Raw genomic sequence first — 24,958 nt, forward strand, 5'->3', positions numbered from 1 at the left:
CGCTCATCTTGAAAACCTTACTTGAAGCCTTTAACGAGATGCATATACAAGCTTGGTAAGACGAACGATAAATGAGTTCGCCTGCGAACGGGCTTTTAGGCTGAAAGGGCGTTGTAGAGCATCTATATCAGACTACTGGTACAGGATTAGATACTTGTAACGCGACTGAAGCGTTAAGTGGTCGTGAAGTAGATTAACAGTATCGCGTTATCCGACATAGCCAACGTCTGCCAAGCTTTTCACGCGCATCCCAAAGTCAGTCGTGCTGTTACAGGCATCGAGGATTAAGCGCTCTCAACGCTGAACGGGCAAGCCATTGTCCCAGTAGGGTGGCTGACCGACGTGATGAAATAGGAAATCCAGAAAAACCTTCACCTTGGCTGAGCGCATGCGGTTTTCCGGATAGATCACATGCACTGCGTGGGTTTCGAGATCCTCTGACGCTTCCCAGTCCGTCAACACTGCTACCAGTGCACCGCTGCTTAGCGCTTGATGCACAAGCCATGTCGGGAACAGTACGATCCCCTCCCCAAGCACCGCCGCCTCAAGCAGGCATTCGGCATTATTGCTTCTAAAGCTACCTTTGGCCTGATAGGCCTGAAAGGGTGTCTGGCTTGTAGAGCGGAAATACCACTGACGCACACCGCGCATTCCCTTGTAGACTAGGCAGTTGTGATGCTCAAGCGCCCCGGGACTTTGCGGTATACCCTGCCGTTCCAGATACACCGGCGCAGCACACACCACGAACCGTTGCTCTCCTAAACTGCGCGCCACCAGGCTGGAATCTTCCAGGCGTCCTACTCGGAAAGTAATGTCAGCCCCTTCCTGCACAGGATCAATAAACGCATCCGTTAATGTCAGCTCGACGTCTATTTTTGGATATCGCTTTTGAAACTCTACCAGCAATGGAACCAGATGCAGACGCCCCAGCGCGACGGCAGCATTGAGCCGAAGTGTTCCCTGCGGCTCTGAAGTGTCTCCACCAATCTGCTCCGCCGCCATATCCAGCTGAAGCAGGGCGGCCCGAACATGTTGGTAATAGCGCTCCCCTGCCTCGGTCAATCGGACTGCCCGAGTGTGGCGATACAAGAGCCGCTGCCCCAACGTCGCCTCCAACGCAGAGATATGGCGCGAAACGGATGAGGCAGGCAAATTGAACTCTGCGCCTGTCTGCGTAAAGCTCTTGACCGACGCGACCCTGACGAACAGCCGCAAGGCCAGCATGGAAGGCGAGTTGCTCATAAAACAATAGTTATTTGTCTGAAAGCCGATTGTTCCAATTATGACAACTTACTAGCGTAGCGCATTGTTTTTTCTTGAGGATAAACATGCAACACGCTCTGATTCTGTTAGTTGTGCTGATTGCCGGCATGGGTCTGTCGATGGAGGCGGGCCTGTTAGGGCCGCTGGGAGGGGAAATAGGTCACTTCTCCGCTACCTTGTCGATTTTTCTCGTTGGCGCCGCACTGCTCACATTTGCGCTGATTTTTGCGCGCCCGAAAATGGCCCAATTATTCAGTCAGCCACGCTGGCTGCTGGTGGGCGGCATTCTGGGTCCTATCTATGTCGTCGTACTGACCATTGCCACGCCGCTGATTGGTGTCGGGATGACCATGGTGGGCATCCTGTGCGGCCAGGTAGGAGCCAGTCTGGTTATCGATCATTTTGGTCTGCTAGGCAGCACACGCCGTCCCGTCGACCGGTATCGCGTAATGGCGTTCCTATTGATCTTGGTCGCTCTCTGGCTGATTCACTGAGGTATATCCTATGCTCCAGTTTCTGGTTCTTTTTGCCGTATTGGGTAGTGGCGCCGTACTCAGTGCCCAGTCCTCTATCAACGGCCGGCTTGGCGCGCAGGTAGGCGTGCTGGAAAGCGCCTGGCTGACTTTTACCAGCGGTGCCCTGCTTACATTTTTGCTGGTGTTTTTCTTCGAACCCCCTCATCCCATGACACTTTTCACTGCTCCAAAATGGCAGCTGATCGGTGCGCTGTTTGGCGTTGTGTATATGCTCGCGATGGTGTTTTCCATCCCTCGCGTTGGCACCGCTGCCGCTACGGTAGCCGTCATTACTGGTCAGCTGCTGATGAGTCTTCTCATCGATCACTTTGCTTGGCTGGGGAATGCCGAGCGACCCTTGGATGTGTCTCGCCTGGTTGCTATCGCACTGCTGTTTGGCGCTCTGGCGCTGATTTACCAGAGTAATCGGATACAGGAATGTTCGCCTCAGGCTGATCCTGTGGAGGAGCGTACCTGACAAACTGGCAGGAGGTGTCTTGAGTGATGCCTTCTGCCATCCGCTCCTCCTTCCCTAGAGTTATAGGGATGCTTGTTCTTTGGGTAAGCGCCTAGGGCAGGCTTCCCTCTTTCGTCATCATGGACGATAACCGCACGTTTTTGCATCCCAGCACACTATCTCCTTCTCGACAGAGAAATTCGCCCCCCATCAAGAACCTTTTGATTTTTCAGACTTTTTTCCGACCCCTTTTGATGATGCTGTCTTTGGTAAGTCGATTCCCCCCAAGCAATAGATAAAAAGCACCTTCTAGGCGGATTGACTGTATTAACCAGTTAGTACACTTTGTTGTTCAGCGTGCCCAAACATCATAAGAACAACACGGAGTGCTCTGGATGACCTGCTCTCTTCTCATCCTCAACGGCCCAAACCTTAACCTGCTGGGAACCCGTGAACCACAGATCTATGGTTACGAGACCCTCAACGATGTCGCTCAGCTTTGTCATGAAGCAGCCGACACGCTCGGCCTACAGATCGATTTCCGCCAAACCAACCACGAAGGTGAGCTGATCGACTGGATTCACCAGGCGCGAACCGCCCATGCTGGAATTATCATCAATCCCGCGGCCTGGACTCATACCTCCGTTGCGATCCGAGATGCCCTGACAGCGGTAGCGCTGCCCGTGGTGGAAGTCCATCTCTCCAACGTTCATCAGCGCGAAGCCTTCAGGCATCACTCCTTTGTCTCACCCATTGCCGTAGGCGTCCTATGCGGCTTTGGTGTGGCGGGCTATCGCATGGCCATCGAGTACTTCGCTCACGTCTTCACGAACAAGAAGTAACCATTATGTCCACTCTATTTTCTCCTTCTGTCCTGGCCGGTCTGATTGGCTCGGGTATTCAATCCTCCCGTACGCCTTCCATGCATGAGCATGAGGGTGATGCCCAAGGCATTCGCTACCTCTATCGGCTGATCGACCTCGATGCGCTTGGCCTTGAGGCGTCCGCTCTGCCTGAACTACTCACAGCAGCCGAGCGCATGGGATTCACAGGTCTGAATGTCACCTTTCCCTGCAAGCAGGCCATTATCCCACTGCTGGATGAGCTTTCAGAGGAGGCCTTGGGTATTGGCGCCGTCAATACCGTAGTGCTCAAAGCGGGCAAGCGGATAGGTCATAACACTGATTGTCTCGGGTTTGCGGAAGGATTTCGCCGTGGGCTGCCAGACGTCTCGCGCGAGCGCGTTGCGCAGATGGGAGCTGGCGGTGCCGGAGCAGCCGTTGCTCATGCCTTACTCCGCGAGGGGGTAGCTGAATTGACGGTTTTTGATGTCGATAAGGACAAAGCCCACGCGCTCGTCGACAACCTCAAGGCTATTTTCGGTCTTGATCGTGCGTGCGTGGGAACAGACCTGACCGCCGCCATGCAGGCGACTCAAGGGCTGGTCAACACGACACCGGTGGGTATGGCCAAGCTGCCAGGCATGCCGCTACCGGCCAAACTGCTCAGGCCCGAGGTGTGGGTAGCTGAGATCATTTATTTTCCACTGGAAACCGAACTGCTCAAGCACGCCCGCGAGATCGGTTGCCAGACGCTGGACGGTAGCCGCATGGCGGTCTTCCAGGCTGCGAAGGCGTTTGAGCTCTTTACCGGGCAGCACGCTGATTCCCAGAGAATGCAGGCGCATTTCGCCAGCCTGGGTGACTGACAAGCCTTCTATTTCGTGCCAAGCGACACAGGACAATAACAATGCATGCCGATAGTAAACTAGGCCAGATAGTGCAGGCCCCTTCTTACGCTGGAACCACATCCCAAAAGCCAACCCGGGCACGCTTCGTGATTCTTGCCCTGCTAGCGGTCGGAACCATGATCAATTACCTGGACCGGACCATTCTGGGTATCTCGGCGCCGGTCATGACCCAAGAGCTTGGGATTGATGCGGCGGTCATGGGTGTGATCTTCTCTGCTTTTTCCTGGACGTATGTGCTGGCTCAGGTACCCGGTGGCGTGTTTCTCGATCGGTTCGGATCGAAATTCACCTATTTTGCCTCGATCACCTCCTGGTCGTTCGCTACGCTGCTGCACGGATTTGCTTCAGGCTTCTATACCCTGCTGGGATTGCGCCTGATGCTGGGGTTTGCCGAAGCACCGTGCTTTCCCACCAACAGCCGAGTGGTCAGTACCTGGTTCCCTCAGCAAGAGCGTGCCCGCGCCACGAGTATTTATACCGTGGGTGAATACATCGGCTTGGCCTTTCTCAGTCCGGTACTGTTCATGATTCTCGCGCACTTTGGCTGGCGCGCGCTGTTCATGATCATCGGAGGCATTGGCATCGCCTTCGGCCTGCTCTGGTGGAAGCGCTACCGTGAGCCCCATGAAGACCCTGCCATGAATCAGGCGGAGCGGGAGCACATCAAGGCTGGCGGTGGCTTATCAGCCCCCTCGCAGGAACGCGTTCCCTTTACGTGGAGCAATGTCAGCCAGTTGCTCAAATACCGGCAGATCTGGGGAGCGTGCATCGGTCAGTTTGCCGGTAACGCCACCCTGGTTTTCTTTCTGACCTGGTTCCCCACCTATCTGGCCACCGAGCGCCATATGGGTTGGGTAAAGATCGGGTTCTTTGCAGTACTGCCGTTCATTGCCGCGGCCGTAGGTGTGATGTTTGGTGGCTGGTTGTCCGACTGGATCATCAAGCGCACCGGTAACGCCAGCGTAGGCCGCAAGCTACCCATTATCAGCGGGCTATTGCTGGCTTCTACCATCATCGCGGCGAACTATGTCGACAATGACACTCTAGTCATCGCGATTCTCTCCATCGCCTTCTTTGGACAAGGCATGGTGGGCCTGGGGTGGGCAGTCATTTCTGACATCGCGCCCAAGAAGTTCATGGGCCTTACCGGCGGCATCTTCAATCTGGCGGCCAATCTGGCCGGCATCATTACGCCGCTGGTGGTCGGCTTTATCGTAGCCACCACGGGTTCGTTTGTGGGAGCACTGCTGTTTATTGGTGTTCTTGCCCTAATCGGTGCATTTTCGTACATCTTCATTTTAGGAGAGGTGAAGCGTATAGAACTTTAAAAGGCCCGGCGCAGGGACGCGTGGGGCCTGGCTGTCGTTGTTTCTCGTGATTCATAACAAACACAACACACGCAGAGAAACCTAAAGGCATGGTCATGAAAACAATAATCGACCTGTACTTTCGCTTCATCAAACTTCTACTGGTGCTGTGCATGCTTGGCATGGTGGCTCTGGTGTTCGGCAACGTCGTCTTGAGGTACGCCTTCAATTCCGGCATCAGCGTATCGGAAGAACTGTCGCGCTGGCTGTTTGTATTCATGGTGTTCCTTGGGGCTATTATCGGCCTCAAGGAGCGCTCGCATATCGGCATGGGTAGCCTGCTCGCAGCCCTGCCAGCCCGCGGCAAGCGCCTGTGTCTCACCCTTTCTCACCTGATCGTGCTGTACATGCTGTGGCTGATAATCCAGGGCAGCTGGCAACAGGCGGTCATCAATAAAGACGTACTGGCGCCAGCATCGGGACTGTCCATGGCAGTGTTCTATTCGGCTGGGCTCGTCTTTGGGATCACCTCGGTCGGCATCATGGTGTACGAACTCTATGCCGCACTGTTCCTTCCCCTGCCGTCTGTATCCTCGCCCTCCTCCAAGGACAAGCAGACACCGTTCGTAACCCCGCCCAAGACAGCCTCAGGGGAGCGCAGCTGATGATTCTTTTCGTTTTCCTGGGCTCTCTGGTCGGCAGTATGGTCATCGGCATGCCGATCGCCTTTGCGCTGCTCGTCGCAAGCGCCGCCATGATGTATTACCTGGATCTGTTTGACGCTCAGATCATTGCGCAAAACCTGCTTAACGGTGCCGACAGTTTTCCATTGATGGCGGTACCGTTTTTCATGCTCGCAGGCGAGATCATGAATGCAGGTGGCCTGTCTCGCCGGATTGTAAACATTGCGATGTCCATGGTAGGGCACAAGCGAGGTGGACTTGGCTACGTGGCGATTATCGCCTCGTGCCTTCTGGCTTCGCTGTCCGGTTCTGCCGTCGCCGATGCCGCCGCCCTCGCCGCCCTTCTGGTACCGATGATGGTCTCGGCTGGACACAGCCGCGAACGGTCGGCAGGCCTGATCGCAGCAGGGGGCATCATTGCACCCATCATTCCTCCTAGCATTGGTTTCATCATTTTCGGTGTCGCCTCCGGTGTCTCCATTTCCAAGCTGTTTCTGGCCGGTATTGTGCCGGGGCTCATGCTCGGTGCGGCTCTGGCGGTTGCCTGGTGGTGGATCGCTCGCAAGGAGGTCGTAGAAACCTCACCCAAGTGTTCCGGCCGGGAAATTGCGCAGGCGCTCATTGAAGGCAGCTGGGCATTGGGTCTGCCCCTGATCATCGTGTTTGGCTTGAAGTTCGGCGTCTTTACACCGACCGAGGCCGCCGTGGTTGCTGCTGTCTATGCGTTATTCGTGGCAACGGTGATCTACAAGGAACTGAAGCTCAGCGACCTATATGAACTCATCCTGAGTGCGGCAAAAACCACCTCGGTCGTCATGCTATTGGTCGCTGCTGCCATGGTTTCGTCCTGGCTGGTGACCATAGCCGACCTCCCCGGCCAGCTGGTTGACCTGCTCGATCCGTTCATGGGCAACCCCACCGTACTGCTGCTGATGATCATGCTGCTGATTATTATTGTCGGCACCGTCATGGACATGACGCCCACCATCCTGATCCTGACGCCTGTGCTGATGCCAACCGTTGTTCAAGCGGGTATCGACCCTGTGTATTTTGGCGTGCTCTTTTTGATCAACACCGCCATCGGACTCATTACACCTCCGGTCGGAACCGTCCTGAACGTCGTATGTGGCGTCTCCGGGATCCAGATGAATGAAATCATCCGCGGTGTCTGGCCCTTTCTCCTGGCGCAGTTGCTGGTACTGCTCCTGCTGGTCATTTTCCCAGTGCTGGTGACAGGCCCAATGAAATTCCTGGCTAGCTAAGTCACTGCACCCCGTTTCGCAAACAACAAAAACAAGATGGAGCTTTCAAGATGACGATGATTAAAACAGCTTTGGCTACCGCCTGCGCAATCGGTGTGTTGTATGCCGGCACGGTAGCTGCCGAGGTGCGTAACCAGACCTTACGGTTTGCCTTCCAGAATGTGAAGGAACATCCTCAGGGTCAGGGCGCACAGAAATTTGCAGATCTGGTGAAGGAAAAGAGCGAGGGCAAGATCAAGGTGCGGCTCTTTCCAGGCGGCACGCTCGGCGGTGATCTGCAAACCGTATCGGCCATTCAGGGCGGCACACTGGACCTGACCGTCCTCAATGCCGGTATCCTGGCGGCCCAGGTAAAGGACTTCGCGATTCTGGATTTCCCCTTCCTCTTCAATGATGCTCAGGAGGCTCAGCAGGTCATGGATGGTCCGGTGGGCCAGGCACTGGCCACACGCCTGGAAGGCAAGGGCCTGCATACCCTGGGATATTGGGATCTGGGCTTTCGCAACATAACCAACAGCAAGAAGCCCATCGCCCGCTGGGAGGATCTGCAAGGCTTGAAGATCCGTGTCATACAGTCACCCAGCTATCTGGAGACATTTTCCGCATTGGGTGCAAACCCCGTTCCGATGCCCTTCCCCGAAGTGTATACGGGCCTTGAGCAGCGAACCGTTGATGGACAGGAAAACCCTAATACCGTGATTCTGGGCAGCAAGTTCTACGAGGTGCAGAAATACCTATCGGTGACACGCCACGTGTACAACCCGCAATCGTTCATCATAGGCGAAAAGTCATGGAACAAGCTGAACGAGGATGAGCGCAAGGTCATTACCGAGGCCGCCGCTGAGGCTCAGGCCTATCAGCGCATGGTCTCCGGGCAGGCTCAGGACAGTGCCTATCAAACCTTGACAGGCCACATGGCCGTCAATGAAATCACGCCGGAAGAGATGGACCGATTCAGGGAAAAGACCAAGCCAGTCATTGAAAAACTGTCGAAGGATGTCGACCCCGCTCTGGTCAAGATGCTGGATGACGAAATACAAAAAGCGCGGAAGTCACGGTAAGCCCGCCTCTCGATACCGCTGCATGAATTGATGCAGCGGTATTCGCGTTCCAACCAGTCATTTGCAGACATAGCGCAGCACCACATCGCAAATGAGTTCCTTGTGCCGCTCCCGGTTATCTGCATCCGTCAGGTCGATCTGGTGGATCGATGAAAAGGTATAGCGGTTGGACACCCGATAGAAGCAGAACGAGCTCATCATCATGTGCAACTCAAGTGGATCCAGCCCCTCCCGAAAAACACCCTGTTCTACGCCACGCACCAGAATCCTAGAGATGGTCTGAACAATCGACGAGTTGACTGAGGTAATGGCCTGTGACTGGCGAATGTAATTTCCCTGATGGATATTCTCGATACACACGATCCGAACGAAATCGACATTCAGATCGTGGTAGTCAAACGTGAACTCGACCAGTCGCCGAATGGCTTCTACCGGTTCGAGCGCATCCAGATGCATCTGGGACTCGGTCGAGCGGATTTCCCCGTAGAGCTTTTCCAGTACCGCAGAGTAGAGCTGATCCTTACTCTCGAAGTAGTAATAGATCATGCGCTTCGATGTTCGGGTGCGCTCGGCAATGGCATCGACTCTCGCCCCGCTCAGGCCGTTTTCCGCAAACTCGGCAACCGCCGCCAGGAGGATTTCCTGCTTGGTTTCTTCGGGGTTGTTCTTTCGTGGCAGTCGGGGAACAGACTGCGTTTTTACAGCATCGGGGCTAAGGGATTCGGCAGCCATTATTGGTTGTGTCATTGGCAGGTTCAAAAACCTTATGGTAGTTGTTGTTATTGGATTAAGGTAGGGCTATGCCACGTAGGGCACAGCCCTACCTTCAAAGACGTCCGGCCGTCTTTCGGATGCGCGCCTGAGCCATGGCCGCCAGGCGGACCGGCGTATTGGCAGCACCATAGCCACTGTAACTGCTTTTGCGTTGTAGAACTTCGAAAAAGAAGCGATCCGCGAACGGCTCCGTATAAACATGGAACAGCTCGCCTCCCTGTGCGTCCCGATCATAGAGCACATTGTAATAGGCCAACCGGCTCAGGTAGTCATCGTCAAAGCCGTACCGCGCCGAGAGGTCGTCGTAGTAGTTATACGGAATCTCCAATAACGGCACTCCGGCCTCCTTGGCCTGGGCAGCGGCCGCAAAGATGTCATCACATTCGAATGCGATATGGTGGACGCCTGATCCACGGTAGCTCGATAAGGCTCGGGAGATGGCCGTATTACGATTTTCCGAAATGTTGAGCGCCATACGTATCGACCCGCAGGGACTGCGCAGCGCACGGCTTTTCACCAGACCATAGGGATCCGGCAGCACAACTTCATCGTCAGCCTTGAAATTAAGCAGGCTCTTGTAGAACAGTACCCAGGTGTCGAGGCTGTCTGCGGGCAGCGCCATGGCCACATGATCGATGGTGTTGAGTACATCGTCCGTGGACGAGGTTGCGCTCAGGTTGAAGTCTGTATCGTAGATCGAGCGCCCATCCGTGCCAGAGGCGACAAAGTAGATCAGGCCTCCATCCGGTGCACGTACCGCAGGAATCTCACGCTCGTTCGGGCCTACCAGGCCGCGATATGGCTGCGCACCATACTGGCAGGCACGTTCCATGGCCTTTGCGCTATCACTGACCCGCAGGGCCTTGGCACACAGCGAAGGTCCATGAACTTCGAAAAAGTTATGGGCAAACGAATAAGGCTCGGCATTGAGGACGAGATTGGTGCTTCCTTGCCTGAGCAAGGTAACGTTCTTAGAGCGATGCTGCCCGGCCTGAGCAAAACCCAGACGGGTTAGCCATTGCGTAAGTTCTGCACGAAGTGGCTCGTCTACGGCAAACTCCAGAAATTCGATACCGTTAAATTCGAGCGGCGGCACCGGATCGAACAACAGCTCCGGCGCAACCGGATCGGCAGGCGGTTCATTGGCCAGGCGGTTGCGGGTTTGTTCCTCCAGGTAAAGCAAGGAACGGAAACCATCAGCTGCATTGGCCCGTGGAGGTGCTGCGCGAAAACCATCGTTGAATACTTCAAGTGAGAGCGGACCGGTATACCCCGAGCGCAGAATCGGCGCCAGGAAACCGGCTAGATCAAATTCGCCCTGCCCCGGGAAACAACGGAAGTGCCGGCTCCACTCCAGTACATCCATATTGAGAATCGGTGCATCAGCCATTTGCACAAAAAAGATCTTGTCACCCGGAATACTGGCGATACCGGCAGGATCATCCCTCAATGACAGGGTATGAAAACTGTCCAGCAACACACCCACGCTGGGGTAATCGACCTGTTGCACAATCGACCAGACCTGATGCCAGGTCTTGACGTGCCGCCCCCATGCGAGGGCTTCGTATCCTATGCGCATGCCGCGTGCACCCGCCCGCTCACCCAGCAGGCGAAGGTCATCCGCCAGAATAGCCTCCTCGCCTATCGAGTCGACCGCTACATTGCTGCACACCAGCATCAGATCCGTACCGAGCTCCTGCATCAGGTCAAACTTGCGCTCGGCCCGGTCCAGGTTACGGGGCAAACGGTCACGCGGACACCCCTCGAAATCGCGGAAAGGTTGGAACAATGTGATAGCGAGTCCCAGGTCAGCGCATATTCGACGGATTTCTCGCGGCGTTCCGCCGTAAGTGAGCAGATCGTTTTCAAAAATCTCCACACCGTCGAAGCCTGCGGCAGCAATGGCTTCCAGTTTTTCAGGCAGGGTTCCACTCAAGGAAACCGTGGCGATCGAGCGCTGCATAATCAGTCCCTCTTGGCAGGCATATTGTAGGACCCAGGCCGCTCGGCTGCCCGGATCGGTTTTCTTTGCGCCTACAGCGGTGATAGGTATCAACTCTGGATAGCTTTCACCTTCATAGTGCCCCTTTTACAAATTATTTTGTACTCACTGGTTAGTTTATGTTCGATAAACGAACATATCTGCCTTTCTGCCTCAGGTAGTATTGGCTTTCTGTCGGAAGTCAAGACAGCTCTACTATGAGTGTCAGTCTGAAGACTGTTTCGAAAGCTCATCAGCCTGAACACTACTGTCGGCGGGAGATCATACGAAGGGCAGTTCTAAATGCCTGTGCAAGGGATCGCGGAGGGAAACGTTTTGGAGCAAACGCCATGAAAAGGGGCCTTCCTGAAAAGAAAACAGCGGCAGGCCTGATCAGTACAGCATCACCGATCTGACCTGCTGGTGCCTTCTACACTAAGCGCCTTGCCCCCAATTCATTTCCAGCCCGCCATCAATCGTAAAGTTCTGACCGGTGACGTAGTCGGACTCAGGGCTGACCAGATATAGCGCCAGCTCGGCAATCTCCTCAGGATAGCCGGGACGCTTCCAGGGAATATTGGGCAGCTCTTCCTCGCGCTTTTGCGGATCGTCGACTCGAGCCTCTGTCATCGGGGTTCGGATAAGCCCTGGCGCAATAGCGTTCACATTGATCTTGAGCGGCGCAAGCTCCAACGCAAGGCTGCGCGTCATGGTAAGAAGCCCACCTTTGGCAGCGCCGTAAGGCACATTGTTGGGGCTGGGGATTGAGTCATGAACAGACGTGATATTGATGATCTTTCCTTGCCCACCGGCCTGCTGGCGGCGCCGGATGAACTCACGGGCACAGAAAAACGGCCCGTATAGATCGGTTTTGATCACCAGATCGAATTCTTCAGTAGTCAGTTCGGTAATGGGTTTGCTTTTGCCCGTACCGGCGTTATTAACCAGAATATCGGGTGTCCCCAGCTCCTCGTCCACTGCCTTGAACAGGGCCGACACACTGTGTTCGTCTCTGACATCCACTTGCCTTACCAGACCGCGGCCCCCTGCGTTGCGGACTTGCTCGAGGGTGTCCTGAGCACCTTGCTGATCGGAGTGATACGTAATCGCCACATGAGCACCTTCCCGCGCGAACACGGCTGCCATGGCCTTTCCCATACCCGAATCAGCACCGGTTATAACCGCGATTTTACCTGCCAGCTTGCTCATATCGTCTCCTTATGGGTGGGTTGAGATGTATGAGGGCCATACCCTCACGGTTATTACGATGGACCGTGTGTATCCCACCTCTACTGCCCCACTCGTCAGGCAGAGGAACAAGGCACCTACTGGAACCGCCTTTTTGACCATGGTGTCCTCATTAGAGAGAGGCTGGCTTCTGTTATGAGGTTTCTGCAATGAAAGCGCCCCACCGTCTCGAAGCGTATGACAAAGTCACCGGCAAGGCCTGCTACACGGCGGATCTTGCCCATGGGCCGGGAGACGGACCACTGGCTCATGCAACCGTGGTTCAAAGTATGCAAGCAACAGGGCGCATTGAGGCTATCGATACGGCCGCCGCGCTCGCACTGGAAGGGGTGCACTGTGTGATGACGCACCTGGACGCGCCAAAACTCAAACCCGTTCATACCCTGCCAGGTGGAGAGCTGACGCGTTTTCAGCCACTCCAGGATGACCGGCTGCATTACAGCGGGCAGCCTATTGCGCTGGTGATCGCTGACACTGCTGAGCAGGCACAGCGCGCCGCTGCCTGTATAACAATACGTTATGCAGCCCCCGAGCAGCCGCCCTTACTGGTTTTGGACGAACAAAAGGCCGAACGGCCACAAATGGTGGGGGCCGGTGAGCCTGGCACAACGGAGCGAGGCGATCCTGATACCGCCTTTGCAATGGCCGAGCAGACATTCGAGCAGGTCTACGAGACGGCTTCTCACCATCACAACGCCCTGGAGCCTGGCGCCGCAATCGCTGCGTGGGATAGCCATGGGCGACTGACACTGTACCTCGGCACGCAATATTCCTATGGCGATGCATATGGCTTGGCTCAGGCCTTTGACATGGGCCTGCAAAAGGATTTCATGGAGGTCATGAAAACTGGCTCACCTGAAGAGGCATTACGCGACAAGGTCCGGATAATCGTGCCTTTCGTGGGTGGCGCCTTTGGAGGCAAAAAGGGTAACGTCCACCCGCTCCTGGTGGCCATGGCGGCAAAGCGGACCGGGCGACCCGTCAAGCTTGCCCTGACACGACGCCAGACCTTTTCCATGATGCCCTATCGCGGGGCCACACGGCAGCGGGTCCGTCTGGGCGGCGGGAAGGATGGTCGATTACAGGTACTGATGCAGGACGCCTTGATCCAAAACTCCACCACATCCAACTTCATCGAACCCGTTGGCGAAATGACGCCCAAGCTCTACGCCTCCAAGCATCTGCGTACGCAGCATAAAACCGCACGGCTCGACGTTAATGCCCCCAGCTGGATGCGTGCGCCCGGTGTGGCGGTAAGCCAGTTCGCGATCGAAAGCGCTATGGATGAATGGGCTTATCAGCAGGGTATCGATCCTCTGGAGGCCCGCCTACGTAATTATGCTGACCAGGAACCGCAGAGCGGTCATGAGTGGTCAAGCAAATCCCTCAAGGACTGCTATCAGGCGGCGGCTGAACGTATTGGCTGGCAATCACGCGATCCTCGTCCGGGTGCACAGCAGGAGGGCCGATTCAAGGTCGGCTACGGCATGGCGACGTCCATTTACCATGTCGCGCAGATGGCCGCTTGCGCCCGTATGCGGATAAGGGCAGACGGAACAGCGGTCGCCTCCTCGTCAACCCATGAGATCGGTCAGGGCAGCGCCACGGCCCTGTCACAACTTGCCACCGAAGCGCTGGGGCTGCCGTTGGGCAGTGTCACACTGGAATGGGGAGACACACGACTGCCCTACAGCTCATTGACGGCCAGCTCGTCGACAACCCTGAGTCTTGGCGCAGCGCTTCACGCCGCAGCCGATGCGTTGCGCCTGAAGCTGGGTACGCTGGCCAGTACAGATCCCGCCTCGACGCTTTATAAGACAAACCCGGCAGAACTGAAGCTCCAGGAAAGCGGCCTTGTTTCACAGACAGGTCGCCAGGAATCATTCGTATCGTTACTGACGCGTCACCAACTGGATTACCTTGAAGCCGAGGCCGGAACCGCAGATCAGATCAATCCACCCGAGGTAGGACGCGCCGCGTTTGGCGCACAATTCGTCAAAGTGCTGGTAGATCCGCAACTGGGTACTCTCAGGATTGAGCGTCTGGTAGGCGCCTTTGGCTGTGGTCGCATCGTGAATCCAACCCTTGCCCATAGTCAGCTCTTGGGCGGAATGGTATGGGGGCTGGGACAGGCATTGATGGAAGAGACGCGTCTTGACCGGCACAACGGCCGCTGGATGAATGCAGACCTCTCCGAGGCTTTGATTCCCACTCAGGCAGATGTGCCGGATCTGGATATCATCATGATTGAGGAAGATGACCGCCGCGGCCATCCCCTTGGCATCAAGGGTCTTGGCGAGATTGCCGTCGTTGGCGTAGCCGCTGCTGTCGCCAACGCCATTTTCCATGCAACGGGACAGCGGATTCGAACCTTACCCCTAACCTTGGATAAGCGGCTTATTCTGTAAACAAGTTACCAGCCGATAACACTGTTAGGCTTGTCATAGGCGCTCAGACTTGCCCTGCCGGCGTATCAGCAACCGCACGAGGGGGCGTCGTATCAATCACGGGAGAGAATCCACGCACTCGTGTCGGCGCAGGCTTGAAGAACAAGGCAACCAACCAGCTGGCCATGAGACTTAGAACGGCAGGAAGCGCATGATCCGCTTGCATAAAGGCAAAGCAGGCGGCGATACCCAGCCAGATAATAACGTAGTAACGCATAATGACTTCCTCACCAAAGTGGACTTCGAGGCCATAAGCAACAAGGCGAGCGGATTTTTCCCTAAAGTGAGACTTATGTCCAAAGATATTTGTAGACCCGCCTCCAATTCGAAGCTAGAGGCGGTCAGCTCCTGTTTTACTGATGCCCCTTACCCCAAATGCTCAAATTTCCCAGACAATATTCATCGATACATTTCGGCCAGGTTGACTCAGGCGGTCAATATTGGCTGGCGCCAGCATTCCGCCTTCTCCGGTCGTGTCATAACCTCGCAGATCATCCCACAGCCAGTATTTCTTGTCGGTGAGGTTGTAGAGTCCAGCGTTGACCGTGAGATCGCGGGTGAGCTTGTAGTAAGCCGTAAGATCCAGTACGCCAAACCCCGGCGTGCGAAACTGCGTCCTACCGTCGGCAGCGTGATAGCTGGCGTCATCGACACGCCTCTTGCGTTGTACCAGTGTCCAGTCGAGACGACCGCCATATTGAACTGCACGATCGTCGTATCCGAGGCTGAAGACCCCTGTCAGCGGATTCACGCTATTGAGCGGCTGACCTGTGTCATCGTTGCGGCCCCAGGCGTAGGCGATGGTGCCTTCGCTGTAGACGCCCTCAGGCAGGCCAACGGTGTCCAGTTCTAGATGCCCTTTGGCTTCGGCGCCTTTGATCGTGGCATGACTGATATTGCTGGACTGGAAAACAGCATAACTGCCCCCTCCGCCTAGGGCATCCTCTTCAATAAAATCGCGATATTTGTTATAGAACACCGCGACACTGAAACTGCCCTGATCGAAGTGTCCTCTAAACCCCAACTCAACGCCACGGCTGGTTTCCGGATCAAGGTTGGCATTGCCCACCACCTGGTAACCTGCGCTTTCATTGGTGAAGTTGCCATATAACGCTTTGGGTGTTGGTGTGCGGAAGCCCTCGGCGTACTGGCCGAAGACACTGTAATGATCATTGAAGCGATAGGTCACGCCTAGTTTTGGTGAAACGTGGTGCCAGCTCTTTTCGCTATCATCGAAAGCCGTACTGCTGGCCAACCCGGCGAGATAGGCTTTATTGGTATCCGGCTTCAGCGTCGTATGGTCATAGCGTAATGCTGGCAGAAAGGTCCAGGCCCCTATATCGATCTGGTCCTGAACAAACGTTCCCCAGGTGTCCACCGCAGGCGATGGAAAATCGCTGGCATAAAGATTAGCCACACCACGGTTGGATGTCCCTGTCCGCAAACCGTTGACCTCCTGGTGCTCATAACGCAGTCCATAAGTCACCAGATGCTCGCTCTCGCCCATGGCGAAATGCTTGTCGAATTTGTTATCGAATGCCCATGTACGCTCTTCATACGTCGTCTTACGGTAATAGCTGGCGCTGCTATTGGGCTGGTAAGTGCGCTGATCCGTCCCACCGTTTTGGTAGCTGAGCAACGTGGTCCAACGATCAGCGAAGCCGGTAGTCAGGCTCAGTGCGTTTTCCAGACTGAAGCGCTCTCGTTCCTCTACATCAACGACATTACGTCCCAGATAACTACGCGTCTGTACGCCGAAAATACGGGTCGGTGCACTTTTGATATCACCGTCCAAACGTGAGCGATAATGCTCATAGGTCAATTGCAAACGGCTGTCGTCACCGTAGTGATAGCCTAGTTTCGCCAGCACGTTGTAGCTGTCGTGATCCTCTGGGTTGGCTGCGGTACGGCTGCTACCGAGTCCATGATGGTCACCATACGACTCCGCTTCGTGCCCGCTGCGCTTGCCATAATGCACCAGCGCATCGAAATCGCCGGTCCGGCCTGCCACTGTACCGGAGGTCAACCAACTACGATCAGCGGAGCTGTATCCTGTCTTGAACCGGGCACCATAGTTCCTACCCTCTCTGAGCAGATCTTCTGGATCAAGCGTGAAGTAGCTGACAGCACCACCGATGGCATCACTTCCATACAGAGCAGAAGCCGGGCCACGCAGAATCTCTACCCGCTTGACAAGGTCGGGATCAACATAATTTCGCCGGGTATTAGCATAAGGGCCAAACGCATACGCGTCCGGTACCGTCACGCCATCAATCTGGGTCAAGACTCGGTTGCCGTCGATCCCCCGGATATTGAAACCGTTAATGCCAGCTGCGTGCCCTGTACCTCCTACACTGACACCCGGCTCATGCCGCACCAGATCCCTGATGGTATTGATATTTTCCCGGTCTATATCCGTCTGTTCCTTGACCGTGACGGTAGTGGGAACGGCGGTGATTGGCTGTTCGGTAAAGGTTGCAGTGATGGTAGTGGCTGGAAGAGCGCTGGCGCTTTCGGCGGCGGCTGTAAAGCCAGGTGTCAGGCACAGCAGGACAATCCACGGGCGAAGCGGAAACGGCGGAGATATATTCATAGAGGGCTCGGTGTTATTTAATGCATTTGATAATCATTACTATCCGCGCGATATCTGTAAAGCCAAAGATGAGAATTAATATCATCTTTATTGTAAATGATTATCGTTTTAATATACTCGCACTGGTTCGCTAGACGGATGTCTAGCCATGCCGCTCTACCCTAACCTTCAAGGAAATCCCCTATGAGCCTGTCTACGTTAGAGCCTGCCGTTGCGTGCGATCTCTTCAAGGAGTGGCAACGTCTGCGCCTGGAAAAACCCTCTATACGTGCACGTGATGCCGCCCAACAGCTGAAGGTCAGCGAGGCGGAGCTTGTAGCCAGTCGGATTGGGAACGATGTGATCCGCCTGCGTCCTGAATGGAAAGCGCTACTGGGAGAGCTTGCCAACTTGGGACCTGTCATGGCGCTTACGCGCAATGAATACTGCGTCCATGAGCGCCAGGGGCCGTACCGCGAACTGGCCATATCAGGAAATGGTCGTATGGGGCTGGTCGTCTCGCCCGATATCGATTTACGGCTGTTTCTCTCAGGCTGGACATTTGCGTTTGCGGTAGACGAAGTGACTTCGCGCGGCCTGTTACATAGCCTTCAGGTCTTTGATGCACAAGGAATGGCGATTCATAAAGTCTATCTGACTGAGAACAGTCATGAGGATGCCTGGGAAGCGCTGAAGACACGCTTTAAGGAAACTGAGCAAAGCTGCGAATTGACACGGGTACCGTTGAAAGCGCGCATACCGCCCTGTTCCGATCAGAAGGTTGATATCGAGGCCCTGCGCTCAGGGTGGGCGGAGCTAAAGGACACCCATCACTTTCATGCGCTCCTACAGCGACTGGGCATCGCCAGAACCCAGGCCTTACGACTGGCGGGCAAGGAGTGGGCTGAATCATTGAATGTGGACGCGCTGCCCCAGGTCATGAACGCTGCAGCGGCACAGCAATTACCCATCATGATATTTGTGGGCAACCAACACTGTATCCAGATCCATACCGGAACCCTCACAACACTCAAGTGGGTAGACACTTGGTTCAATGTATTGGACAGTGCCTTCAATCTGCACCTGCAAACGTCGGGTATCCGTACACTCTGGCGCGTGCGTAAACCGAGTGTGGACGGCATCATTACCAGCCTTGAGGCGTATGACCACAACGGAGAACTGATCATGCAGATGTTTGGCGCACGTAAACCTGGCCAACCCGAACGTGCACAATGGACAGCCCTGGCGGAGTCTGCTCAGTGAAAAAGATTCGTCTTGCCATCGGACTTCTGCTCTGGGCTACCGCCGTGGTCGTTTTATCTGCCGAGCAGTCCCAACGCTGGGTCAGTGCAGGCGGCTCGCTGACTGAATGGATCGCCGTACTGGGCGGTCAATCCCGACTGGTTGGCGTAGACACTACAAGCCAGCACCCCGAGTCGCTTCAAACGCTGCCCAGGATAGGTTATCAACGCCAGCTCAGCGCTGAAGGCATTCTTACTTTGCGGCCAGACATACTGGTAGGCAGCGAAGAGATGGGGCCGCCTCCCGTGCTTGATCAACTGCGCAGAACAGGAGTGCGAGTAGAGACCTTGTCGGCCGACGCCAGTCTGGACACTCTGCACCGTACCCTGGAAGCACTAGGTACCTGGCTGGGGAAACCGGAAGAGGCCCAAAGGCAATTTACCCGCTACAGTGATACGTTGCACAGTCTGGAATCCCGCATTCATGCAGCTCAGGCGCATCACGCCAGCCCTGGCGTGCTTCTACTGATTGGAGGCACGGGAGATCGGCCGTTGATCGCAGGGCCCGGTACACTCGGCGATTGGCTGATCAAGCAGGCAGGAGGTATAAACCTGGCTACGCAGCCAGGATACAAGGCGCTCTCCAGCGAAGTGCTGGCTGGGCTTGACCCGGCGTATATCATTATTGCCGACCGCCGCCTTGAGGGCGCTGCTGCTGCGCAGGCGCTGTTAAAGCAGAATCCTGCCCTAGAGCAAAGTCAGGCCGTGCGTGAAGGACACTTACTGCCTATTGATGCCACCGTACTGGTAGGCGGACTGGGACCTCGTCTGCCGGAAGTAGCGGAGCACCTAGCCGGACAGTTTTACCTGCAAGATCTTCCAGAGCTGGCAGCTGGACAACCATGAGCCTGCGCGCGTCGCCTCGGTTATTGCTTATAGGGCTGATCGGCTTGACCCTGCTCAGCCTATGGCTGTCACTGGCGCTGGGGCCGCTTCGCCTCCCCCTGGGCGAAACGTTGCGCGCGCTGGCTCATCTTTCCGGTCTACCTGTTACCGCCAGTGACCAGGCTCTGTTGGTAGTTGGGCAGATTCGTTTGCCCCGTACCCTGATGGGTTTGATGGTTGGTGCGGTACTGGCATTGACAGGCGTTGCCATGCAAGGGCTTTTCCGCAATCCCCTTGCAGACCCTGGTCTGATTGGGGTGTCCAGTGGAGCGGCGTTGGGCGCAGCCCTGGCAATTGTCGGCGACGAGTACCTCTTCATCCTGCCGATTGGGCTCCAGCCTTATCTGCTGTCATTGTTTGCCTTCATGGGCGGCCTGGTGATCACTGCCATCGTTTACCGGCTGGGTTGCCGGCACGGTCAGGCACACGTCGCCACCATGCTCCTGGCAGGTATTGCGTTAACGGCCATGGCAGGTGCTGCCATAGGTCTGCTCACCTATCTGGCTGATGACACCACGCTGCGCCTGTTGACGTCCTGGAACCTGGGGAGCCTGAACGGTGCCAGCTATGCCCGGCTATGGCCGCTGGTGGGGATTGGCTTGGCCGTAGCGCTATGGTTGCCCCGGCGTGCCGACGCCCTGAATGCGTTGCTTCTTGGAGAGTCCGAGGCACGACACTTGGGTATCGATGTAGAGCGACTCAAGGGCGAACTGATCCTGTGTACTGCCTTGGGTGTAGGTGCCGCAGTCGCAGCAGCAGGCCTGATCGGCTTCGTAGGACTGGTCGTGCCCCACCTGCTGCGCTTGATTACAGGGCCCGACCATCGGGTACTCTTACCCAGCGCACTGTTTGGCGGCGCCAGCCTGTTGCTTCTGGCCGATATCATTGCACGCCTGTTGCTGGCGCCCGCCGAATTGCCAATAGGGATCGTGACTGCTTTTATCGGGGCGCCCTTCTTTTTGTTCCTGCTGTTGCGACGGGCCATGTAATGCTCAAGGCAACAGAATTAAGCGTTCAGCATGCCACCGGGTGGCGTATTCGTGACATTGATCTGGAGCTGCGCAGCGGCGAAATCCTGGGAGTTATCGGTCCCAACGGCGCGGGGAAAAGCACACTCTTTGGCGCGTTATGTGGAGACATACGTCCGACCTCAGGCGATATCATGCTTGGAGCAACGCCCCTGGCAGCATGGTCGTCCGAGGCGAGGGCTCTTAATCTGGCTGTACTGCCTCAAGCCTCGACGTTAAGTTTTGCGTTTACGGTAAGACAAGTTGCAGGTTTTGGCAGACTACCCCACGCAACAGGCCTCCATACCGATACCCGAATCGTCGATACGGTACTTGATCTTTGCGACCTGACCGAGCTTGCGCAACGCCACTATACTACCCTGTCCGGCGGGGAGCGCCAGCGAACCCATTTGGCCCGCATATTCGCGCAGCTATGGCCTGCCACCTCTGACAAGGTGCTCTTACTGGATGAGCCGACGTCAGCCCTCGACCCCCATCACCAGCACAGCATTCTGAAGGTGATCAGGCAGATGGCCAATCAAGGGTTAGCCGTAGCCGTCGTGCTGCACGACATGAACCTGGCGGCCCGCTACTGCGACAGGCTGCTTCTGCTCAAGCAGGGTCAAATGGAGGGCTTGGGCAGCCCTGAAGAAGTCTTATGCCCCGAGCGCCTCAAGGCAGTGTTTGACCTGGACGTCCTGATTCAGGAGCACCCAGTGCATGGCCATCCGTTGGTGATCTACCTGTAGCCTTGAGCGGAGCCGGCGAAAGGAGTGCCGGCTCGCTATTCGCAGTGTTAGATACCGTCTTTGGCCAGATCCATGGCGAAATAGGTAAAGATCAGATCGGCACCGGCACGCTTGATTGAACCCAGGCTTTCCCGTACCACACGGTGTTCGTCAATCGCCCCGGCGGCGGCCGCAAACTTGATCATAGCGTATTCACCGCTGACCTGATAGGCGCCCAGCGGTAGCCTCGAGGCCTCACGAATGTCTCGAATGATATCCAGGTAGGCACCAGCAGGCTTCACCATCAGCGCATCCGCGCCTTCCTGCTCATCCATCAGAGATTCACGGATCGCTTCACGGCGGTTCATGGGATTCATCTGGTAGGCATTGCGATTGCCCTTGAGCGCGCTACCACCGGCCTCGCGGAACGGGCCATACATTGCCGACGCAAATTTGGTGGAGTAGGACATGATTGAAGTATTAATAAAGCCTGCCTCATCCAAAGCGCTGCGGATCGCATGCACCTGTCCATCCATGGCTGCCGACGGCGCAATGAAGTCTGCACCGGCCTGAGCCGCAGCAACTGCTTGCTTGCCCAGATTGATCAGCGTGGCATCGTTATCGATGTGGTCATCATGAACGATGCCACAATGACCATGGGTGGTGTACTCGCAGAAACAGGTATCGGACATGACGATCATTTCCGGTACCGCGTCCTTGCAGATACGCGCCATACGTGAAACCAGGCCGTCCTCATGCCATGTATCGCTTCCGTCATGGGACAGGTGATGAGACACACCGAAGGTCATGACCGACTTGATACCGGCGCGGGCATAACGCTCGATTTCGCTGGCCAGCCTGGATTCGGGGATACGCATGACACCCGGCATGGCTTTGATCGGGACGAAATCATCGATTTCTTCCTCGACGAAGATCGGCAGTACCAGATCATTGAGGCTCAGCTCAGTTTCCTGAAACATCGAGCGAAGCTGATCGGACCGACGAAGACGGCGTGGGCGAGAAAGAGGGAAAGAACTGGGCACTTGAAACCTCGCAATAAACAAAATCTGTAGCAGATTCGACGTCTGACGAGCGGAGGGATGGCCACGGCAATAGGAAGGATTCTGAAAGTCGAGCCGAAGGACTCAGCGGATCGTCATTTCATTAGCATACTACTGAACAGACGTTTTATGTCGCCCCTTCAGCGCGTCACGTTGCCGCGCATCGTTTTCATCGTAGCAAGGTAGATGATGGGCACCACAAGGCTGTGCAGATATCACAAGACGGACGTTCCTCTATTGAACTCGCCCACCCACCACGTTTCAAAGAACGATAGCGAAACGCTTATTTGAACAACAACCCCAGCACTGGAGAACCTTCATGAAAGTGGCAGAATTGACCAAGCATGTGAAGGACGGAGATGTTAAGGAAATCCATTTCGTTTCCATGGAGGGCGGCTCTTTCGTCATACATGCGTTAATGAATAATGAATCCCATCCCGTTGTGAACGATCACGGTGAAACGCTACATATCGCCTCGGTCGAAGAAGGCCGAAAAACACTGGTTAATCTGAAGGGAGACGTTCAGCTGTTCCTGGTTCAGCCTGCAGTCTACGAAGAGATGGTCGGGCAAGACAGCACGCCCCAGGCTTCCAAGGAGCCCATTCCCCTGCATGGCAATTCAATGGGCCAAAGAAACAACTAGGACTGCTGAGCCTGATGTATTCAGGCTCTGTCGTTCCATCCTAGCGACGGACACCACCAGCCAAACAGTTCTTTACGGCCTTAGCATCACCCCTCTTAAATACACACATAGGGTTAAATATTCTTTTGGCTGCAATGCAGAAGTTCTAACCCGGACGCCTCATCTGTCAGGTTCATACATCACAGATATTGCTTGCGAAAGCGCTCATACAACTCATGCAGCTCTCGTGTACAGGCGTCTGCATCATCGAGTTGATATAGCTGCGTTCTGGCAGCGTCTACGGCAGCATCATGGAGCTTTCGTGCAAACGCCAGATAGTCCGCCCGCTCCATATCATCCGTCTTTTCCAACACATCACCAACCGCTCCGCTGGCGTTGTCCGTAGGCATCTGCGCTCCTTAATTTCACTACTTCATTGAATTAAGACACGCTGATTCTAACCATAGCACTTTGCTATTAAGCAACGTTTACGTGACCTTTACGAACGGATACATTGACGTAAGGCAAGGGATGCTGTGCTTAACCATAGAGAAGCCTTTGAGTAGGATTACACGTCACGGCATGGCATGCTCAACATGCCGTTAAGCATGAGCTGCGTATTGCTTCACGCATAATTGTCAGGAAACAGCCCCCGTTCCACTAGCTCAATCAAGATATGAACAACTTTGATGTGCAGCTCTTGAACACGGTCAGCATACCTCCCCCCAGGCGCACAGATTTCTATATCGGCTAGCGCTCCTAGTGGTGAGCCTTGCCGCCCCGTCAGAGCCACCAGCAATATGCCGTTTGCTTTGGCATATTCCGCCGCAGCCACCACGTTGGCACTTGTTCCGCTCGTACTAAAAGCCAGCAGACAGTCTCCGGCTCGTCCATGTGCCTCCAGATAGCGCGAAAAGACCTGGCTGTAGCCCATATCATTCGCAACGCAGCTCAGGTGGCTAGGATCACTGATTGAAACTGCCGGCAGACCTCTTCTATCTTCACGATAGCGGCCTGACAATTCTTCGGCAAAATGCATGGCATCACACATAGAACCACCATTGCCACAACTAAAGACGCGGCCGCCCTTAGTAAACGTATCAACCAGGAGCTGCCCGGCCTGGGCAATGGCCGAAACCGCAAGCTCATCCCGCATGAACGCGTCTAATGCCGAGCGGGACTCGGTCAGGCTTGCGACAACGTGCTTCTCCATTGTTACCTCTCTTGTCTATCTAAATTGTGTAATAGTGGCTTCTATAGGAGCACAAGAGATCTATCTTGACGGCGCTCCTTTAAAGAGAACTCAAGTAGTAAACCTACCCACATGGGTCATGCATTAAACCGGGGCGTTTAAATTTTTGATCAAGGATGGCATTTCGCTCATATCGCAAAAGACAGCGGAAGCGCCCGCGTCCAGCAACCGCTGTCGATGACCTGCGTCACAATGAGCGCCGCCTGCAAAACCGAGCACATGCATTCCAGCACGCACTCCAGCGGTTACACCCGCTACGCTATCTTCCAGAACCAGACACTTCTTCGGGCTGGTCTTCATCCACCCGGCGGCAAACAGAAAAACATCCGGCTCCGGCTTTCCGCGTGCAACTAAGGTTGCGCTGACTACATTGGGCATGAACCGCTCATACAGCCCAACCGTCTCCAACCCTAAACGGAGCTTTTCAGGAAAACTGCTCGAAGCGACACAGACTGGCAGATCGATCTGATCCAGGGCCTCCATAAGCCGCGGCATGATCTTGAGCTCTGTTGCATACGACTCAACCGTCCGCGCATTGACACTTTCGCGGTAGCCCTCCGGAATAGGCCTGCCCCACTCGTGCTCGATCTCAGCTCGCATTTCGTGGTCAGGCCGACCCGCGAAGCGTTGAATGACTTGCTCCGTTGTAATGGAATAGCCAAGTTTGGTCAGCTCCTCCGCCGCAATGCGGCACACCAATATTTCGCTATCGATCAGCACTCCATCACAATCAAAAATCAACGCCTCAAATTTCATTCCGCTAAGTCTCCTCTTCATGTTTG

General features: G+C 55.4%; 24 protein-coding genes. 14 read left to right on the forward strand and 10 right to left on the reverse strand.

The genetic code is table 11. The features are described from left to right. Positions 1-294 precede the first annotated feature (294 nt). Complete coding sequence (locus QWJ10_RS11555) at positions 295-1,242, reverse strand: LysR family transcriptional regulator (RefSeq protein ID WP_289926442.1); 948 nt, start codon at positions 1,240-1,242, stop codon at positions 295-297. 86 nt (positions 1,243-1,328) lie between these two features. On the opposite strand from QWJ10_RS11555, the gene QWJ10_RS11560 reads away from it, so the two are divergent. The 8 genes from QWJ10_RS11560 to QWJ10_RS11595 all read left to right on the forward strand — a co-directional run bounded on the left by QWJ10_RS11560 (position 1,329) and on the right by QWJ10_RS11595 (position 8,298). Continuing rightward, positions 1,329-1,757 (forward strand): DMT family transporter, encoded by a 429-nt coding sequence (locus QWJ10_RS11560; protein ID WP_074828379.1) that lies wholly within the window; start codon positions 1,329-1,331, stop codon positions 1,755-1,757. A gap of 10 nt (positions 1,758-1,767) precedes the next feature. Further along, the gene (locus QWJ10_RS11565; RefSeq protein WP_074828382.1) at positions 1,768-2,256 is read left to right on the forward strand and encodes a DMT family transporter; all 489 of its coding nucleotides are present in this window, start codon (positions 1,768-1,770) and stop codon (positions 2,254-2,256) included. Positions 2,257-2,630: 374 nt separating this feature from the next. Then, the gene (gene aroQ / locus QWJ10_RS11570) at positions 2,631-3,077 is read left to right on the forward strand and encodes a type II 3-dehydroquinate dehydratase (RefSeq protein WP_010798918.1); all 447 of its coding nucleotides are present in this window, start codon (positions 2,631-2,633) and stop codon (positions 3,075-3,077) included. Between the two features lie 5 nt (positions 3,078-3,082). Then, positions 3,083-3,943 (forward strand): shikimate dehydrogenase, encoded by an 861-nt coding sequence (locus QWJ10_RS11575; RefSeq protein WP_289926448.1) that lies wholly within the window; start codon positions 3,083-3,085, stop codon positions 3,941-3,943. 41 nt (positions 3,944-3,984) lie between these two features. Continuing rightward, positions 3,985-5,313, forward strand: coding sequence for an MFS transporter (locus tag QWJ10_RS11580; RefSeq protein ID WP_289926450.1), 1,329 nt, complete (start codon positions 3,985-3,987; stop codon positions 5,311-5,313). A gap of 95 nt (positions 5,314-5,408) precedes the next feature. Then, on the forward strand, positions 5,409-5,957 hold the full coding sequence (locus QWJ10_RS11585) for a TRAP transporter small permease (RefSeq protein ID WP_074828391.1): 549 nt from the start codon (positions 5,409-5,411) through the stop codon (positions 5,955-5,957). Beyond that, positions 5,957-7,237 (forward strand): TRAP transporter large permease subunit, encoded by a 1,281-nt coding sequence (locus QWJ10_RS11590; protein ID WP_289926457.1) that lies wholly within the window; start codon positions 5,957-5,959, stop codon positions 7,235-7,237. Before QWJ10_RS11585 ends, QWJ10_RS11590 begins: the two co-directional genes overlap by 1 nt. A gap of 50 nt (positions 7,238-7,287) precedes the next feature. Continuing rightward, on the forward strand, positions 7,288-8,298 hold the full coding sequence (locus QWJ10_RS11595; RefSeq protein WP_289926459.1) for a TRAP transporter substrate-binding protein: 1,011 nt from the start codon (positions 7,288-7,290) through the stop codon (positions 8,296-8,298). A 57-nt stretch (positions 8,299-8,355) separates the two neighbouring features. On the opposite strand, the gene QWJ10_RS11600 is transcribed toward QWJ10_RS11595, so the two are convergent. From QWJ10_RS11600 to QWJ10_RS11610, 3 genes are all read right to left on the reverse strand, one after another. Beyond that, complete coding sequence (locus QWJ10_RS11600; RefSeq protein WP_019364568.1) at positions 8,356-9,030, reverse strand: TetR/AcrR family transcriptional regulator; 675 nt, start codon at positions 9,028-9,030, stop codon at positions 8,356-8,358. A 94-nt stretch (positions 9,031-9,124) separates the two neighbouring features. Continuing rightward, complete coding sequence (gene quiC, locus QWJ10_RS11605) at positions 9,125-11,035, reverse strand: 3-dehydroshikimate dehydratase QuiC (RefSeq protein ID WP_289926460.1); 1,911 nt, start codon at positions 11,033-11,035, stop codon at positions 9,125-9,127. 453 nt (positions 11,036-11,488) lie between these two features. Then, positions 11,489-12,262 carry a glucose 1-dehydrogenase gene (locus QWJ10_RS11610; protein WP_289926464.1) on the reverse strand — a complete coding sequence of 258 codons (774 nt, stop codon included), beginning with the start codon at positions 12,260-12,262 and terminating at the stop codon, positions 11,489-11,491. Between the two features lie 188 nt (positions 12,263-12,450). Here QWJ10_RS11610 and QWJ10_RS11615 point away from each other — a divergent pair, with 188 nt between their 5' ends. Further along, positions 12,451-14,709, forward strand: coding sequence for a xanthine dehydrogenase family protein molybdopterin-binding subunit (locus QWJ10_RS11615; RefSeq protein ID WP_289926466.1), 2,259 nt, complete (start codon positions 12,451-12,453; stop codon positions 14,707-14,709). A gap of 43 nt (positions 14,710-14,752) precedes the next feature. Here QWJ10_RS11615 and QWJ10_RS11620 read toward each other — a convergent pair whose 3' ends face one another. After that, positions 14,753-14,965, reverse strand: coding sequence for a hypothetical protein (locus QWJ10_RS11620; RefSeq protein ID WP_197871525.1), 213 nt, complete (start codon positions 14,963-14,965; stop codon positions 14,753-14,755). Between the two features lie 162 nt (positions 14,966-15,127). After that, a complete protein-coding gene (locus QWJ10_RS11625) occupies positions 15,128-17,341 on the reverse strand; it encodes a TonB-dependent hemoglobin/transferrin/lactoferrin family receptor (protein ID WP_289926469.1) in 2,214 nt (737 codons plus the stop codon). A 183-nt stretch (positions 17,342-17,524) separates the two neighbouring features. On the opposite strand from QWJ10_RS11625, the gene QWJ10_RS11630 reads away from it, so the two are divergent. The 4 genes from QWJ10_RS11630 to QWJ10_RS11645 are packed head-to-tail and all read left to right on the forward strand — an operon-like array spanning position 17,525 to position 21,262. Continuing rightward, on the forward strand, positions 17,525-18,583 hold the full coding sequence (locus tag QWJ10_RS11630) for a ChuX/HutX family heme-like substrate-binding protein (RefSeq protein ID WP_289926470.1): 1,059 nt from the start codon (positions 17,525-17,527) through the stop codon (positions 18,581-18,583). Continuing rightward, positions 18,580-19,467 (forward strand): ABC transporter substrate-binding protein, encoded by an 888-nt coding sequence (locus QWJ10_RS11635; RefSeq protein ID WP_289926473.1) that lies wholly within the window; start codon positions 18,580-18,582, stop codon positions 19,465-19,467. Before QWJ10_RS11630 ends, QWJ10_RS11635 begins: the two co-directional genes overlap by 4 nt. 50 nt (positions 19,468-19,517) lie before the next feature. Then, positions 19,518-20,495, forward strand: coding sequence for an iron ABC transporter permease (locus QWJ10_RS11640; protein WP_289926531.1), 978 nt, complete (start codon positions 19,518-19,520; stop codon positions 20,493-20,495). Then, positions 20,495-21,262, forward strand: a complete 768-nt coding sequence (locus QWJ10_RS11645) for a heme ABC transporter ATP-binding protein (RefSeq protein WP_289926475.1) — start codon at positions 20,495-20,497, stop codon at positions 21,260-21,262. The genes QWJ10_RS11640 and QWJ10_RS11645 overlap by 1 nt, the downstream gene beginning before the upstream one ends. 47 nt (positions 21,263-21,309) lie before the next feature. On the opposite strand, the gene hemB is transcribed toward QWJ10_RS11645, so the two are convergent. After that, positions 21,310-22,284 carry a porphobilinogen synthase gene (gene hemB / locus QWJ10_RS11650; protein ID WP_122043891.1) on the reverse strand — a complete coding sequence of 325 codons (975 nt, stop codon included), beginning with the start codon at positions 22,282-22,284 and terminating at the stop codon, positions 21,310-21,312. Positions 22,285-22,621: 337 nt separating this feature from the next. Here hemB and QWJ10_RS11655 point away from each other — a divergent pair, with 337 nt between their 5' ends. Continuing rightward, positions 22,622-22,945 carry a DUF6482 family protein gene (locus QWJ10_RS11655; protein ID WP_019364224.1) on the forward strand — a complete coding sequence of 108 codons (324 nt, stop codon included), beginning with the start codon at positions 22,622-22,624 and terminating at the stop codon, positions 22,943-22,945. A gap of 179 nt (positions 22,946-23,124) precedes the next feature. Here the strand turns inward: QWJ10_RS11655 and QWJ10_RS11660 are convergent, their stop codons facing one another. The 3 genes from QWJ10_RS11660 to QWJ10_RS11670 form a co-directional block, all read right to left on the reverse strand. Next, positions 23,125-23,334 (reverse strand): hypothetical protein, encoded by a 210-nt coding sequence (locus tag QWJ10_RS11660; protein WP_197871517.1) that lies wholly within the window; start codon positions 23,332-23,334, stop codon positions 23,125-23,127. A 215-nt stretch (positions 23,335-23,549) separates the two neighbouring features. Next, complete coding sequence (locus QWJ10_RS11665) at positions 23,550-24,137, reverse strand: SIS domain-containing protein (RefSeq protein WP_019364226.1); 588 nt, start codon at positions 24,135-24,137, stop codon at positions 23,550-23,552. Between the two features lie 123 nt (positions 24,138-24,260). Continuing rightward, on the reverse strand, positions 24,261-24,932 hold the full coding sequence (locus QWJ10_RS11670; RefSeq protein ID WP_019364227.1) for an HAD family phosphatase: 672 nt from the start codon (positions 24,930-24,932) through the stop codon (positions 24,261-24,263). Positions 24,933-24,958: the final 26 nt, after the last annotated feature.

This window comes from Pseudomonas sp. WAC2 (genome assembly GCF_030403525.1).
GTDB lineage: Bacteria > Pseudomonadota > Gammaproteobacteria > Pseudomonadales > Pseudomonadaceae > Chryseomonas > Chryseomonas luteola.